Genomic DNA, 14,174 nt, shown 5'->3' with positions numbered 1-14,174 from the left:
GTCTTTCTATTCAGGGGCTCAGGGCATCACTGCGCGATGAGATAGAGGTCTTTGGAGTAGACCACGTCTTGCGGGTTCTGATAGGGATAGCCCTTGATGTTGGGCTTGAGCAGCCGCGACTTGACGTAGAAATAGACGGGGGCGATGGGGGCCTCGTCATCGATCAGCGCCTCGGCCTGCTGATAGAGCTGGTTGCGCTCGGCCGGATCCTTGGAGTCATGGGCCTTGGCCAGCAGGGCATCATACTGCTTGTTGAACCACTTGCCGCTGTTGGCACTGCTGCTGGAGGTCATGATGTCGAGGAAGGTTGACGCATCGTTGTAATCCCCGTTCCAGGAGTAGCGGCTGACACCGAAATCCCCCTCGTTGAGCACTGACACCATGGTTTTCCACTCCATGTTGTTGAGCCTGGCGCTGACCCCCAGGTTGTGCTTCCACATGGAGGAGATGGCCAGGGCTATCTTCTTGTGCCCCTCGCTGGTGTTGTAGAGGATGTCCACATCCAGTGGCTTGCCCGGGCCGTAGCCCGCCTCGCTCAGCAACGCTTTCGCCTGTTTGAGCCTCTCTTCCTTGCTCAGCAACTGGCTGGCAGGGCGCTTGAGTTCGAAGCCGTCGACGCTCGGCGGGGTCAGGCTGAAGGCGGAGATCTGACCCTGTCCCAGGATCTTCTCGGTGATGGTGTCTCTGTCGATGGCCAGCGACAGCGCCTTGCGCACCTTGGGATTGTCGAACGGTTTGCGCTGGGTGTTGAACACATAGTAATAGGTGGCGAGCAGCGGGGCATTGATCAGCTCCTCCGGGCTCTGGCTCTTGAGCTGCTTGTACTGCTCCAGCGGATAGGTGGTGTAGTGCAGCTCACCGGCGCGATAGCGGTTGTAGGCGGCGGTGTCCGAGACTATCTCCAGATAGAGCACCTTGTTCAGCACTGTATGCTGGTTGTCCCAGTAATGGGGGTTGCGCTCGGAGATGAGCCGCTCGTTGGGGGTCCACTCCTTGAGCACGAAGGCGCCGTTGGAGACTATGTTGCCCGGCTTGACCCACTCATGACCGAACTTCTCTATGGTCGCCTTCGGCGCCGGGAAGGTGGTGTAGTGAGAGAGGGTTTTGAGGAAGAAGGGCACAGGGTTCTTTAAGGTGATCTGCAGGGTATGGGCATCGAGTGCCTTGATGCCGAGGGTATCCGGACTCTTCTTGCCCTGCACCACATCACTGGCGTTGGTGACGCCGGTCAGCTCGATGAACCAGGCGTAGTTGGAGGCGTTTCTGGGATCCGCCGCCCGCTGCCAGCCATAGACATAATCTGCCGCCGTGACCGGCTCGCCGTTGGACCATTTGGCCTCGGGTCTGAGCTTGAAGGTGTAGACGGTGCCCGTGCTGTCGAGCTCGTAGCCAAGGGCGCCGGCTGCTTGCAGCTTGCCGTCGCCATCCAGGGTGTAGAGCCCCTCGAACAGATCGTTGACTATGTCGCTGCCCGCGCTCTCTTCCACCATCTGGGGATCGATGGAGGCGGGTTCAGTGCCTATGTTGCGCACGAAGGTTTGCTGATCGGCGGCTAGCAGCTTGGTGCCGGGCGGTACCTGGGCGGCCAGGGCGGGTAATGCGAACAGGGCGGCAACCGTGCCGGCAATGAGTGTCCTTTTCATTGAATATCCTTATGTTTTTTTGCTTCCAAAGCCTGGCCAGTGTGCTGGATTGATCTGGAGATCTCAAGAGGGGGACGCTGACCTTGCCGTCCGCTACCCAGATAGGGGGCCAAGTGGGCTGTTGCACCCACCATGGCGGCCTGTTCGTGACTTTTCACCACGAATTAACATGGTGAAAGTCACCGATTGGCACCGATTAAAGGGGGTTTTGACAGGGGCTCGACGGCCAGGGTGCGCATTTATCCAGCGGCTTAATTCGCTGCAAAAACAAAAAACAGGCGTTACATTAGGTTACAAAACAAGGCTGCCGAGGATCGGCACTTTTTTTGTTGACGCGTGCAAACGTTTTCAAAGCCAACGGAAACGATCTTAAAGGAACAATAATGCGAAACATGATCACCATGGGCGAGTTCATCGTCAAAAAGCAGGCGGATTATCCCACCGCGACCGGGGAGCTGACCTCATTGCTCAGTTCCATCCGCCTGGCCGCCAAGGTGGTGAACCGGGAGATCAACAAGGCGGGGCTGGCAGACATCATCGGCTCCATGGGTGCTGAAAACGTGCAGGGCGAGGTGCAGCAGAAGCTGGATGTGTACGCCAACGAGCGCTTCAAGGCGGCGCTGGAGGCGCGCGGCGAAGTGTGCGGCATGGCGTCTGAAGAGGAGGAGGATTTCGTCTCCTTCGATTCCGAGCTTTCCCGTCACTCCAAATACGTGGTGCTTATCGACCCGCTCGACGGCTCCTCCAACATAGATGTCAACGTCTCGGTCGGTACCATCTTCTCCATCTACCGCCGCGTCAGCACGCCCGGTGCCGGTGTTACCCTGGAAGACTTCCTGCAGCCGGGCAACCGCCAGGTCGCCGCCGGCTACGTGGTCTACGGCTCCTCCACCATGCTGGTCTACACCACCGGCTTTGGCGTCAACGGCTTCACCTACGACCCCTCCATCGGCTGCTTCTGCCTCTCCCACGAGAACATCCGCATCCCGGAAGAGGGCAAGATCTACTCCATCAATGAGGGCAACTACATCAAGTTCCCGGACGGGGTGAAGAAGTACCTCAAATATTGCCAGGAGCGGGACGAGGCGACCCACAGACCCTACACCTCCCGCTACATCGGCTCCCTGGTCTCCGATTTCCATCGCAACCTGCTCAAGGGCGGCATCTACATCTATCCGTCCGGCACCAACTCTCCGAACGGCAAGCTGCGCCTGCTCTACGAGTGCAACCCCATGGCGTTTCTGGTGGAGCAGGCCGGTGGCAAGGCGTCCGACGGTTTCGGCCGGATCATGGATGTGCAGCCCACAGCACTGCACCAGCGCACCCCTTACTTCGTCGGTTCCACCAAGATGGTGGAGCGGGCCGAGGCCTTCATGCGGGAGTTTTCCGCCCATGAGGATCCTGCCAGTCAGGGGTGATGCCCGTATGTCGTGCCTGCGATAAGCAGATAAAAAACGGGAGCCGATTTGGCTCCCGTTTTGTTTGGGTGAGGTCGCTTGCCTCAGTGACTGGTATGGCTGGCAAGATCCGCCAGCAAGCCATCCACCAGTTTCAGGCGCATGGCGCGGTCCGGGGTCGGCACCTGGAAGCGCAAGCGGGTCGGCCCATCCATCTTGTAGATGCGCGGCTGCTCGGAGAGCAGCTTGACCAGATAGCCAGGGTTGACCCGGGTCTCCTGGGTGAAGTCCAGGTAACCGCCGCGCTCGCTCATCTCCACCCGGCGAATGCCCAGCGCCGTGGCACGCTGGCGGAAGGCGGCCAGCTCCATCAGGGTTTTGGTTGCCTCCGGCAGCAGGCCGAAGCGATCTATCAGCTCCACCTTCAACTCGCGCAGCTCCTGCTCGTCCGCCGCGCTGGCGATGCGCTTGTACATGGAGAGGCGCATGTTGACGTCCGGTATGTAGTCGTCCGGCAAGAGCGCGGGCAGGCGCAGCTCCACTTCGGTGTGCTGGCTCATCAGCTGTTCCAGCGATGGCTCCTTGCCATTTTTCAGCGCCTCGACCGCCTGCTCCAGCATCTCCATGTAGAGGGTGAAGCCGACCGATTCGATCTGGCCGCTCTGATCGTCGCCCAGCAGCTCGCCGGCGCCCCGGATCTCCAGATCGTGGGTCGCCAGCGCGAAGCCGGCACCGAGATCTTCGAGCGAGGCGATGGCCTCGAGCCGCTTGACCGCATCCTTGCTCATCAGCTTGGGATGGGGGGTGAGCAGGTAGGCATAGGCCTGGTGGTGGGAGCGGCCAACCCGGCCCCGCAGCTGGTGCAGCTGGGCCAGCCCCAGATGATCGGCGCGGTCCATGATGATGGTGTTGGCACTCGGCACGTCTATGCCGGTCTCTATGATGGTGGTGCAGACCAGCAGGCTGAAGCGCTGGTGATAGAAGTCCGACATGACTCGCTCGAGATCGCGCTCGCGCATCTGGCCGTGGGCGATGCCGATGCGCGCCTCGGGCACCAGCTCGGCGAGATCGCTGGCGCATTTTTCGATGCTCTCCACGTCGTTGTGCAGGTAGTAGACCTGGCCGCCGCGCTTGAGTTCACGCAGCACGGCCTCGCGGGTGACGGCGGGCTCCTGCTGGCGAACGAAGGTCTTGATGGCGAGCCGCTTGGCGGGCGGGGTGGCTATGATGGAGAGATCCCGCATGCCGGCCATCGCCATGTTGAGGGTGCGCGGGATCGGCGTCGCCGTGAGGGTGAGGATATCCACGTCGGCCCGCAGCGCCTTGATCTTCTCCTTCTGGCGTACTCCGAATCTGTGCTCCTCATCGACGACCAGCAGCCCCAGATCCTTGAAGGTGAGCTCTGAACCCAAGAGTTTGTGGGTGCCTATGATGATGTCGACCTTGCCCTCGCGCAGCTCTTTCATGACGGCATTCTGCTCCTTGGCGGAGCGGAAGCGGCTCAACACCTCGACCCGCACCGGCCAGTTGGCGAAGCGATCGCGGAAGTTGTCGTAGTGCTGCTGGGCGAGCAGGGTGGTCGGCACCAGTACGGCCACCTGCTTGCCGCCATGGACCGCCACGAAGGCGGCCCGCATCGCCACTTCAGTCTTGCCAAAGCCCACGTCGCCGCATACCAGCCGGTCCATGCTCTTGGCCTGACACATGTCCCCCAGCACAGCGTTGATAGCGTTGAGCTGATCTTCTGTCTCCTCGAACGGGAAACCGGCGGCAAACTGGCGGTAGGCCTCCCTGTCGTGCTGGAAGGCAAAACCGTGACGGGCCGCCCGCAGGGCGTACACATCCAGCAGCTCGGCCGCCACATCGCGCACCTTCTCCGCCGCCTTGCGCCGCGCCTTGACCCAGGCCTCACCGCCGAGCTTGTGGCTGGGCGGGTTGTCAGAACCCGTATAACGGCTGATAAGGTGCAGGCTGGTCACCGGCACGAACAGCTTGTCGCCACCGGCATATTCCAGGGTCAGGAACTCGGTGGGCAGACCGCCGGCATCTATGGTCTCGAGGCCGAGATAACGGCCGACGCCGTGATCCAGGTGCACCACAGGCTGGCCCTGGGTCAGCTCGCCGAGGTTGCGGATCACGGCGTCCGAGCTCAGGTTCTTGCTCTTCTCCCGCGCGCGTTTGCTGCGGACCTTGCCCCCCAGCAGCTCGGTCTCTGTGATGAGGGCGAGCGCGTCCTTGCCGCTCTCCTGCAGCAGGAAGCCTCGCTCCAGTGGCGCCACCAGCAGGCCGTGGCGCGCCTTGCTCGCCATGAAGGCCTCGAGGGAGGCGAACTCCTTGGGTTGCAAGGATATTCGTGCCAGCAGATCGCCGAGCACTTCCCGGCGCCCTTCGGATTCCACCGCAAACAGGGTGCGGCCCGTGAAGCTGTCCAGGAACTGGCCCAGCGCCAGCATGGGCTGCTCCTTGCTGTGATCGAGCTGCAGGTCGGGCAGGGGGGCTATAGGGAGATCCCGCTGGCCAGCCCCGCCGTCGGTGGCAGCCTCCTGTAACCGCACGGCGCCATAGTGGCCCAGCGCCGCAAACAGCTGCTCCACCGGCAGGTAGATCTGTGGAGGGGGCAGCAGCGGGCGGGTGTTGTCCCAGCGTCTGTCCTCATAGCGCTGGCCTATGTCGTTCCAGAATCGCTGGGCCGCGGGATAGATATCCCCCACTGTGAGCAGCAGGGTGTTGTCCGGCAGATAATCGAACAGGCTGGCGGTCTGGCTGAAGAAGAGCGGCAGATAGTATTCGATGCCGGCAGGCCAGCGCCCCTTGCTCACCTCCTGATAGACGGAGCCCTCGGCGCGCGACAGCTCGAATTGTTCGCGAAATTGGCCGCGAAACAGCTCAATGGCGGCCTCGTCGGTGGGAAACTCCCGGGCCGGCAGCAGGCTGACCGTCTTGACCGGTTCGCTGGAGCGCTGGGTCTCGGGATCGAACGGGCGTATGGAGTCCACCTCGTCATCGAAAAAGTCGATGCGATAGGGGCTGTTGCTGCCCATGGGGAAGAGATCGAGCAGTGAGCCACGGGCGGCGAATTCCCCGTGCTCCAGCACCTGCTCCACCGCCACGTAGCCGGCTTCGGCCAGGCGCCCCCGCAACTGTTGCAGGTTGAGACGCTGGCCGGCCTTCACCATCAGGCTGTACTTGTCGAGATAGACCCGGGGGGCGCAGCGCAGCATCAGGGTGGAGATGGGCACGATCAGCACGCCGGCGCTCATCTGCGGCAGCTTGTAGAGGGTCTCGAGGCGCTGGGAGATGATGTCCTGATGGGGAGAGAAGGTGTCGTAGGGCAGGGTTTCCCAGTCCGGGAACATCAGCACAGGCAAGCCCTGATCTGCCAGCAGGAACTGCAGCTCCTGCTCGAGGCGCAGGGCACTCGGGGTATCGGCGGTCACCAGCAGGACGGGGCGGTCGGCCTCCTGGGTGAGGCGGGCGGCAACCAGCGAGAGGCTGCTGCCTGTCAACTGGCCGAGCGTTAACTTTTGGCCCGCCTTGGCGGGCAAGGCGGGAAGCTTCATTGGCATCATTCGATTCTTTTAACGTTGGCGGTCTTGCGCACGAAGTTTGAGTTGCTTGGATTGCACATGCAGGCTGGCACGCACCAGCAGTTCGCGGTCATCCTCGCGGATCCGCACATAGTCGAGCACCACGTGCATGCCGTGCTCGCTCGGTTCCAGCTGCTTGACCTGGCCGTAGCAGTAGATGGCGGAAGCCTCTTCCCGCAGGAAGATCTTGAGCCGCACTATCTGGTGCAGGTGCGGCGGCTCGCCATGACCCTGGCGTGGATGCAGGTAAGTGAGCTGGCCGGCGCCAAAGCGCAGGGTGTGGAAGCGATGCTCGGGGTGATCCTGCACCGACAGCACATAGCCCATGATCATGTCGATCTTGCGGGACTGCTGATTGACTATCTCCACCAGGTCGTGCATCGACTCGTTCTGGTTGCGCATCAGGCGACTGGTCACCATGTCGATGGAGGTGATGGAGGAGGCGATGCGAAAGGGTTCGGGCAGTTCGGCTTCCAGTGCCTCCAGCGTCGGTAGATGAAAGTCACCGGGCATGGGGATCACATTGACCGGGGTGGCATGGGTGACGCTGAAGAACTGTTCCTGCATGGAGGCTATCCCTTGTTGTCATGGACGGTTTCCCTTTATTATCCGGTATCTTATTTTGTTGGCAACGTAGATATCCTTGAAGACTGGACTTTTTCAGCCGCTGTCGCTGGCCATAGGCCTTCGCTACGCAGGCTCACGACGCAGTAACCGCTTCGTTTCATTCATCTCCCTGTTCTCCACCTTTGGTATCGCCATCGGGGTCGCGGCCCTGATGGTGGTCATCTCTGTGATGAACGGCTTCGAGGGGCAGCTCAAGGGGCGCATCCTGGGGGTGATCCCCCATGTGGTGGTGACCAATCAGGCTGGCCGCATCGACGCCCAGCCCGCAGGCTTGCCCGATCTGGCCAAATTGCCCCATGTGATCGCCAGCGCCCCCATGCTCGACAGCGAAGGCATGCTGCAGAGCCCGGGTCAGCTCACCGGCGTCAGCGTGCAGGGCATAGATCCGGCCCGCTGGCCAAAGGATGACATACTGCACGCCCAGATGCAGATGGGGCGCCTCGACAGCCTGCAGCGCGGTGAATACCACATAGTGCTGGGGCAGGGGGTGGCCAATCGCCTCAAGGTCTCCATGGGCGATCAGGTTCGTCTGATCCTGACCGAAGGCACCCGTTTTACCCCCTTTGGCCGGGTGCCGGCCCAGCGGCTGTTTACCGTCTCCGGGATCTTCGGGGTTGGTGCCGACGTGGACAGCCAGGTCGCGCTGATCGCGCTGGGGGATGCCCAGCGTCTGCTGCGCCTGCCGACAGAAACCGTCGGCGGCATTCGGCTCTGGCTGGACGATCCCTTCGCTGCCGATCAGGTGATCAAGACGGCGCTGCCGGACGGACTGGAGTGGCAGGACTGGCGCCGCGAGCGCGGCGAGCTGTTCCAGGCCGTTGCCATGGAGAAGCGCATGATGGGGCTGATGCTGGTGCTGATCATCGCGGTCGCCACCTTCAACATCCTCTCCGCCCTGGTGATGGTGGTCACCGACAAGGAAGGGGAGGTGGCCATCTTGCGCACCATGGGCATGAGCGAGGCAGGGATAGTCAAGATCTTCATGGTGCTCGGCGCCTCCAGCGGTGTGATCGGCGCCCTGCTCGGCGGTCTGGCCGGGCTCGGCCTCTCGCTTGGCCTAAATCCCCTGCTCGATGCGGTGGGGCTCAACCTCTACATGACGGCCGGTGGCAGCGGTCTGCCGGTGATAGTGGAGCCGGCTCAGGTCATCACCATCTTGCTGGGGGCCGTGCTGCTCAGCTTCAGCGCCACCCTCTACCCTGCGGCCCGTGCGGCGCGGGTGAAACCGGCCGAGGCGCTGCGTTATGAATAATTCATCTTCTCTTGTTACATCCGGCGTTAGTGGAGCCCCGTTTATGAATGAACCCTTCTCCTGTGAACCTCTGCTGCGTTGCCAGGCACTGAATCATGTCTATAAAGAGGGCGAGCTGGAGACCCAGGTGCTCAAGGGGATCGACTTGTCCGTCGCCCCCAGCGAAATGCTGGCGGTGGTGGGCAGTTCGGGCTCGGGCAAGACCACGCTGCTGCACCTGATGGGAGCGCTGGACAATCCGTCGAGCGGCGCCGTGCTGTTCAAGGGGCAGGATATCCATCACTGGGACAGTCGCACTCAGGCGAAGTTTCGCAATCAGGAGCTGGGCTTCGTCTACCAGTTCCACCACCTGCTCGCCGAGTTCACCGCGCTGGAGAACACCGCCATGCCGCTGCTGATCGCCGGCGAGTCTGTGGCCAGCGCCACCGACAAGGCGACACGCATGCTGGGGCGGGTGGGGCTCTCCCATCGCCTGAATCACAGACCCTCCGAGCTCTCGGGTGGCGAACGCCAGAGGGTGGCCATCGCCCGCGCCCTGGTCAATGAGCCGAGCCTGGTGCTGGCGGACGAGCCCACCGGCAACCTGGATCACGCCAGCGCCACCGCCGTCTACGAGCTCTTGTGCGAGCTCAACCGCGAGCTGGGCACGGCATTTGTGGTGGTCACCCATGATCTCAGCCTGGCTGCCAAGCTCCATCGGCGGGTGACCCTGGTGAGCGGCATCATGGCGGAGGTCGCCTGATGTTCAAACCGCTGCCCCTGTTTCTGGGCCTGCGTTACAGCCGCTCCCGTCGTCGCAACGGCTTCATCGCCTTTATTTCCGCCTCCTCTCTCATCGGTATCGCCCTCGGGGTGATGGCGCTCATTCTGGGCTTGTCTGCCATGAACGGGTTTGAGCGGGAGCTCAAAGACAGGGTGCTCTCAGTGGTGCCTCATGGCGAGCTGATGGGGATGGAGGCACCGTTGCCCAATTGGCCCAAGTTGCGGGATTACCTGCTGGCCCAGCCCGGCGTGGAAGCCGCCGCGCCCGTCATCCGGCTCGATGGGTTGCTGGAGCACGGCAATGCCCTCAAGGGATTGCAGGTGCGCGCCGTGCTGCCCGAGCTCGAAGCCAATCTGTCCGATGCGGGCAAGTACATGACGGGGCGCGGTCTGCGCGAGCTGCAGGCCGGTGAGCACGGGCTCATTCTCGGCAAGACCATAGCCGACAAGCTGGGGGTCACCATCGGGGATACGGTCGCCCTCTTGCTGCCCCAGGCGGGCGATGCGTCCGCCATCAAGAACCCGAAACGGGAATCCCTCAAGGTGGTGGGACTGCTGGAGATCGGCGGCCAATTAGATGGCGTGTTGGGCTTTATGCACCTGGCCGATGCCCAGGCCATCACCGGCATGGGCAGTGCGGTGGAGGGCTTCAGCCTCAAGGTGAACGACGTGCTCAAGGCGCAGTCCATCACTGTGGCCGCCGCCCAGAAATTCCCGCACTACGTCTACATCAGCAGCTGGATGAGCCGCCAGGGCTATCTCTATCAGGACATCCAGATGGTGCGTACCGTCATGTACGTGGTGATGCTGATGGTGGTGGCGGTGGCCTGCTTCAACATAGTCTCCACCCTGGTGATGGCGGTGAACGAGAAGCGCAGCGAGATCGCCATCTTGAAGACCATGGGGGCGAGCCCGGGCCAGATCCGGCTCACTTTCGTCATTCAGGGCATGGTGAACGGGGTGCTCGGCGCCTTGCTCGGGGCCCTGCTCGGCGGCCTGCTCTCCAGCAAGCTGACCCAGATCCTGAGCTTCATCGAGGGGCTGATAGGCCACAGGTTCCTCAACCCCGACATCTACTTCATCGACTTCCTGCCGACCGAACTGCACATGCAGGATCTGCTGATCGTGACCGGCGCGGCCATGCTGATGAGCCTGCTGGCGACGCTTTACCCTGCCTGGCGGGCGAGTGGCCTGGTGCCGTCCCGGGAGCTGGGACATTGATGCACGGCAGCTGATTGGCTGATAAAGAACGAAGGGCCCGCCGGTGCAAACCGGCGGGCCCTTCTGTTTTCTGGTCGTTTGGACTGACTTAGTGGGCGTTTAGCTCATCCAGCGGCAGCGAGAAGCTGGCCACGAAGACGTCGGTGAAGTAGCGCATCTGCGGGCTCATCCTTGCTTCCAGCATGGCTTCGAGGCGCTTGCGCGCCGGTTCGAACTCCCGGTTGCCAGCGTTGATCTCCTCCAGACACTTGGTATAGGCGCAGAGGGTATCGGCATCCTTCACCAGCCGGGCCAGCTCGGCATCCTGCGCGCCCGAGTCCAGCAGGGGGCGAAAATCCTCCACCAGTTCCGGCGGCAGCATGGCCAGCAGGCGCTGCTCGGCGGCCAGCTCTATCTTCTTGTACTCCCGGGCAATTTCGGGATTGAAGTACTTGACCGGGGTCGGCAGATCGCCGGTCAGCACCTCGCTGCTGTCGTGATAGAGCGCCATCACGGCGGCGCGATCCGCATCGACCTTGCCCCCAAACAGCCGATTGTGGATGAGCCCGAGGGCGTGGGCCACCATGGCTACCTGCAGGCTGTGCTCGGCGATGTTTTCGGGTTGTATGTTGCGCATCAGCGGCCAGCGATAGATGAGCTTCATGCGGGCGAGATTGGCGAAAAAGTGGCTGGAAAGCATGGCAGGCCTCGGATGGTGGCAATGAAAAAGGGCAGACCCTAGTCTGCCCTTTTTTTGCGGCGCAGGCAGCTTGCCTGTGCGATTTTCGTGGTGCTCAGCGAATGTAGCGACCGGATTCGGCTTCGTGGTTGGTCACCACCATCTGCCCTATGGGGGCAAGGGCAATCAGCGCCAGCTTGAGGTGCTGGATGCCGAACGGGATACCTATGATGGTCACGAAGCAGGCAAGCGCCGAGGCGATGTGGCCGATGGCCAGCCAGATCCCGATCACCAGGAACCAGAGGATGTTGCCAATCAGCCCCAGGGTACCTGTGCCTATGTCACTCTGCCCCGTCATGCTCTTGCGGCTCACCGCCTGCTTGCCAAACGGGAAGAAGGTGAAGGTGCCGATGACGAAGCAGGCGCGACCCCAGGGGATCCCGATCAGCGAGACAAAGCAGAGCAGCCCGGCCAGCCACCAGGCCAGCCCCATGAAGACGCCCCCCAGTACAAACCAGAGCAGGTTAAACAAGAAGCGGAAAAAGGCCATGTTGGTCACTCCAGACTCATAAATTTGGCTGTCACCATAGCGAGCAGCAGCCATGGACGCAATGGTTGATGTGATGGGGTGGACAATTTGGGTCGCAGCCTGCGAACCGGGTGGCTTTTTAGCGGGAAATGAGGTGAAAAAGTAGGCCTTTGCGCGAAAAAAGGTGAGCAAGTGCAAATTCTTGTGCATTGCGCGCTTGAAGTCGGGCCTGGGCTTCCCCATATAAGAGTCAGATTTGCGCGAATTGTGCCATCGGCACCCCCGTTGGGGGATGTGTGGCTCGACTCGACCAAAGTGCGCCGCTATAATGTCGCGTCATATTTTCTCATCACAAAGACAGTCGTTGTCTTTATAAACAGGAAGACTCCGGGCTTTGCCCAGGGGCAATAAGGGTCAGCACACAGTGCTGAGTTGAACGAGGTAAAAGAATGCAAGTTTCTGTAGAGACAACCCAGGGTCTGGAACGCCGTCTTACCATCACTGTACCGGCTGCTACCGTTGACGCTGCCGTGCGTAAAGAATTGAATGGCCTGGCCAAAACCCGCCGTATCGACGGTTTCCGTCCTGGCAAGGCTCCGGTAACCATCATCAAGAAGATGTTCGGTGCCATGGCTCACGCTCGCGTTGCTGATGAAATGATGCAGAGCAACTTCATCAAGGCCATCATCGAAAACAAACTGAGCCCGGCCGGTGCCCCGACCATGGATCCGAAAGAGATTCAGGAAGGTCAGGACTTCGTATTCAGCGCCACTTTCGAAGTGTACCCCGAGTTTGAAGTGGCTGGCCTCGAGACCATCAAGGTCGAGAAGCCGGTTGCGACCGTCAAGGATGAAGATCTGGCCAACATGATCGACACCCTGCGCAAGCAGCACGCCACCTGGGCTGATGTTGATGCCGCCGCTGCCGATGGCATGCGTGTGACCATGGACTTCATCGGTTCCATCGACGGTGAAGAGTTCGACGGCGGCAAAGCCGAAGGCTTCAACCTGGTACTGGGTGCCGGCCGCATGATCCCTGGCTTCGAAGACGCCATCATGGGCAAGAAAGCAGGCGACGAGTTCACCATAGACGTGACCTTCCCGGCTGACTACCACGCCGAAAACCTGAAAGGCAAGGCGGCCAAGTTTGCCTCCAAGCTGAACAAGGTTGAAGAGCAGATCCTGCCTGAGCTGACCGAAGAGTTCGTCAAGCGTTTCGGCATCGAGAGCGGCAACGTTGAAGAGCTGAAAGCCGAAGTGCGCAAGAACATGGAGCGCGAACTGGCTCAAGCCCTGAAAAACAGCGTGAAAGAGCAAGTGCTGAACGGCCTGGTTGAAGCCAACCAGATCGATCTGCCGAAGGCTGCCGTTGCTCAGGAAATCGATACCCTGCGTCAACAGGCCCTGCAGCGTTTCGGTGGTTTCCAGGGCGGCAACGCACCTGAGCTGCCGGCCGAGCTGTTCCAGGCCCAGGCCGAGCGTCGTGTTCGCGTAGGTCTGCTGCTGGGTGACGTCATCCGCACCAACGAGATCAAGGCTGACGATGCCCGCGTGACCAGCATCATCGAGTCCATGGCCACTGCCTACGAAGATCCGAAGGAAGTGATCGAGTACTACCAGAAGAATGAGCAAATGCTGAATGGCGTGCGCAATCTGGCGGTTGAAGATCAAGCCATCGACCTGATCCTGTCCAAGGCGCAAGTGAGCGAGAAAGAAGTTGCCTTTGACGAAGTGATCAACAAGTCCGGTGCCGCTGCCTAAGAACATTTGACTTAAGGTCAAGACTGTTAAGTATAATGGCTCGTGTGATCTCCACTCGGGCCATTTTATTTTAGGGACAATGCCTTATGTACAAGAACTATAACGATGTGACTGAATCCCCACGCAATGCGCTCATCCCCATGGTGGTAGAGCAAACTGCAAAAGGGGAGCGTTCCTACGACATCTATTCTCGTCTGCTGAAGGAGCGGGTGATCTTCCTGACCGGTCAGGTCGAGGATCACATGGCGAATCTGGTGGTAGCCCAGCTGCTGTTCCTGGAGTCAGAGAACCCTGATCAGGACATCAGCATCTACATCAACTCTCCGGGTGGTGCCGTCACGGCCGGCATGTCCATTTATGACACCATGCAGTTCATCAAGCCGGATGTCAGTACAGTTTGCATGGGGCAGGCCTGCTCCATGGGCGCCTTCCTGCTGGCCGGTGGTGCCAAGGGCAAGCGTTTCTGCCTGCCCAATGCCCGCGTGATGATCCATCAGCCGTTGGGCGGTTTCCAGGGCCAGGCATCTGACATCCAGATCCATGCCCAGGAGATCCTGAAGATCAAGAATACCCTGAACGATCGTCTGGCCTTCCACACCGGACAGGACATGGCCACCATAGAGCGTGATACCGACCGTGACAATTTCATGTCGGCCGATCAAGCCGTGGCCTATGGCCTGGTAGACGGTATCCTGAGCCAGCGCGGCTGAGCAGGGTGTCCCGGACTGTTGTAAACTC

At 61.0% G+C, this 14,174-nt stretch carries 11 protein-coding genes; 6 read left to right on the top strand and 5 right to left on the bottom strand.

Annotated features, from left to right (window positions below):
• Positions 1 to 26: 26 nt before the first annotated feature.
• Positions 27 to 1,643, bottom strand: a complete 1,617-nt coding sequence (locus tag AACQ95_RS06140) for a peptide ABC transporter substrate-binding protein (protein ID WP_241278061.1) — start codon at positions 1,641 to 1,643, stop codon at positions 27 to 29.
• A 383-nt stretch (positions 1,644 to 2,026) separates the two neighbouring features.
• Between AACQ95_RS06140 and fbp the strand changes: the two genes are divergently transcribed.
• Entirely contained in the window at positions 2,027 to 3,061 is a 1,035-nt protein-coding gene (gene fbp, locus AACQ95_RS06135) for a class 1 fructose-bisphosphatase (RefSeq protein ID WP_043555489.1), read from the top strand.
• A gap of 83 nt (positions 3,062 to 3,144) precedes the next feature.
• On the opposite strand, the gene mfd is transcribed toward fbp, so the two are convergent.
• Positions 3,145 to 6,609, bottom strand: coding sequence for a transcription-repair coupling factor (mfd, locus tag AACQ95_RS06130; protein ID WP_043136341.1), 3,465 nt, complete (start codon positions 6,607 to 6,609; stop codon positions 3,145 to 3,147).
• Positions 6,610 to 6,618: 9 nt separating this feature from the next.
• Positions 6,619 to 7,194, bottom strand: coding sequence for a PilZ domain-containing protein (locus AACQ95_RS06125; protein ID WP_042871557.1), 576 nt, complete (start codon positions 7,192 to 7,194; stop codon positions 6,619 to 6,621).
• 76 nt (positions 7,195 to 7,270) lie between these two features.
• Here AACQ95_RS06125 and AACQ95_RS06120 point away from each other — a divergent pair, with 76 nt between their 5' ends.
• The 3 genes from AACQ95_RS06120 to lolE are packed head-to-tail and all read left to right on the top strand — an operon-like array spanning position 7,271 to position 10,489.
• On the top strand, positions 7,271 to 8,506 hold the full coding sequence (locus AACQ95_RS06120; protein ID WP_098984206.1) for a lipoprotein-releasing ABC transporter permease subunit: 1,236 nt from the start codon (positions 7,271 to 7,273) through the stop codon (positions 8,504 to 8,506).
• A 43-nt stretch (positions 8,507 to 8,549) separates the two neighbouring features.
• Positions 8,550 to 9,248, top strand: a complete 699-nt coding sequence (lolD, locus tag AACQ95_RS06115) for a lipoprotein-releasing ABC transporter ATP-binding protein LolD (RefSeq protein WP_241278060.1) — start codon at positions 8,550 to 8,552, stop codon at positions 9,246 to 9,248.
• Positions 9,248 to 10,489, top strand: coding sequence for a lipoprotein-releasing ABC transporter permease subunit LolE (gene lolE / locus AACQ95_RS06110; RefSeq protein WP_043555493.1), 1,242 nt, complete (start codon positions 9,248 to 9,250; stop codon positions 10,487 to 10,489). Before lolD ends, lolE begins: the two co-directional genes overlap by 1 nt.
• An 88-nt stretch (positions 10,490 to 10,577) precedes the next feature.
• Here lolE and yfbR read toward each other — a convergent pair whose 3' ends face one another.
• Together yfbR and AACQ95_RS06100 are read right to left on the bottom strand one after the other, a co-directional pair.
• Complete coding sequence (gene yfbR / locus AACQ95_RS06105) at positions 10,578 to 11,168, bottom strand: 5'-deoxynucleotidase (RefSeq protein WP_241278059.1); 591 nt, start codon at positions 11,166 to 11,168, stop codon at positions 10,578 to 10,580.
• Between the two features lie 94 nt (positions 11,169 to 11,262).
• On the bottom strand, positions 11,263 to 11,697 hold the full coding sequence (locus tag AACQ95_RS06100; RefSeq protein ID WP_011898663.1) for a YccF domain-containing protein: 435 nt from the start codon (positions 11,695 to 11,697) through the stop codon (positions 11,263 to 11,265).
• 428 nt (positions 11,698 to 12,125) lie between these two features.
• On the opposite strand from AACQ95_RS06100, the gene tig reads away from it, so the two are divergent.
• Complete coding sequence (gene tig / locus AACQ95_RS06095) at positions 12,126 to 13,436, top strand: trigger factor (protein ID WP_043555496.1); 1,311 nt, start codon at positions 12,126 to 12,128, stop codon at positions 13,434 to 13,436.
• An 86-nt stretch (positions 13,437 to 13,522) separates the two neighbouring features.
• Positions 13,523 to 14,146 carry an ATP-dependent Clp endopeptidase proteolytic subunit ClpP gene (gene clpP, locus AACQ95_RS06090; protein WP_042871569.1) on the top strand — a complete coding sequence of 208 codons (624 nt, stop codon included), beginning with the start codon at positions 13,523 to 13,525 and terminating at the stop codon, positions 14,144 to 14,146.
• The last annotated feature ends 28 nt before the right edge of the window (positions 14,147 to 14,174 follow it).

Source organism: Aeromonas sp. MR19 (genome assembly GCF_963899305.1).
Classification (GTDB): domain Bacteria; phylum Pseudomonadota; class Gammaproteobacteria; order Enterobacterales; family Aeromonadaceae; genus Aeromonas; species Aeromonas bestiarum.
Note: the sequence above shows the minus strand (reverse complement) of the source record. Positions and strands in the feature narration are given on the sequence as shown.

Bases quoted from the DNA above. Each gene is read 5' to 3' on its own strand.
- AACQ95_RS06125 (WP_042871557.1), bottom strand. From the start codon at position 7,194: ATGCAGGAACAGTTCTTCAGCGTCACCCATGCCACCCCGGTCAATGTG.
- yfbR (WP_241278059.1), bottom strand. From the start codon at position 11,168: ATGCTTTCCAGCCACTTTTTCGCCAATCTCGCCCGCATGAAGCTCATC.
- mfd (WP_043136341.1), bottom strand. From the start codon at position 6,609: ATGATGCCAATGAAGCTTCCCGCCTTGCCCGCCAAGGCGGGCCAAAAG.
- tig (WP_043555496.1), top strand. From the start codon at position 12,126: ATGCAAGTTTCTGTAGAGACAACCCAGGGTCTGGAACGCCGTCTTACC.
- fbp (WP_043555489.1), top strand. From the start codon at position 2,027: ATGCGAAACATGATCACCATGGGCGAGTTCATCGTCAAAAAGCAGGCG.
- AACQ95_RS06100 (WP_011898663.1), bottom strand. From the start codon at position 11,697: ATGGCCTTTTTCCGCTTCTTGTTTAACCTGCTCTGGTTTGTACTGGGG.
- lolD (WP_241278060.1), top strand. From the start codon at position 8,550: ATGAATGAACCCTTCTCCTGTGAACCTCTGCTGCGTTGCCAGGCACTG.
- clpP (WP_042871569.1), top strand. From the start codon at position 13,523: ATGTACAAGAACTATAACGATGTGACTGAATCCCCACGCAATGCGCTC.
- lolE (WP_043555493.1), top strand. From the start codon at position 9,248: ATGTTCAAACCGCTGCCCCTGTTTCTGGGCCTGCGTTACAGCCGCTCC.
- AACQ95_RS06140 (WP_241278061.1), bottom strand. From the start codon at position 1,643: ATGAAAAGGACACTCATTGCCGGCACGGTTGCCGCCCTGTTCGCATTA.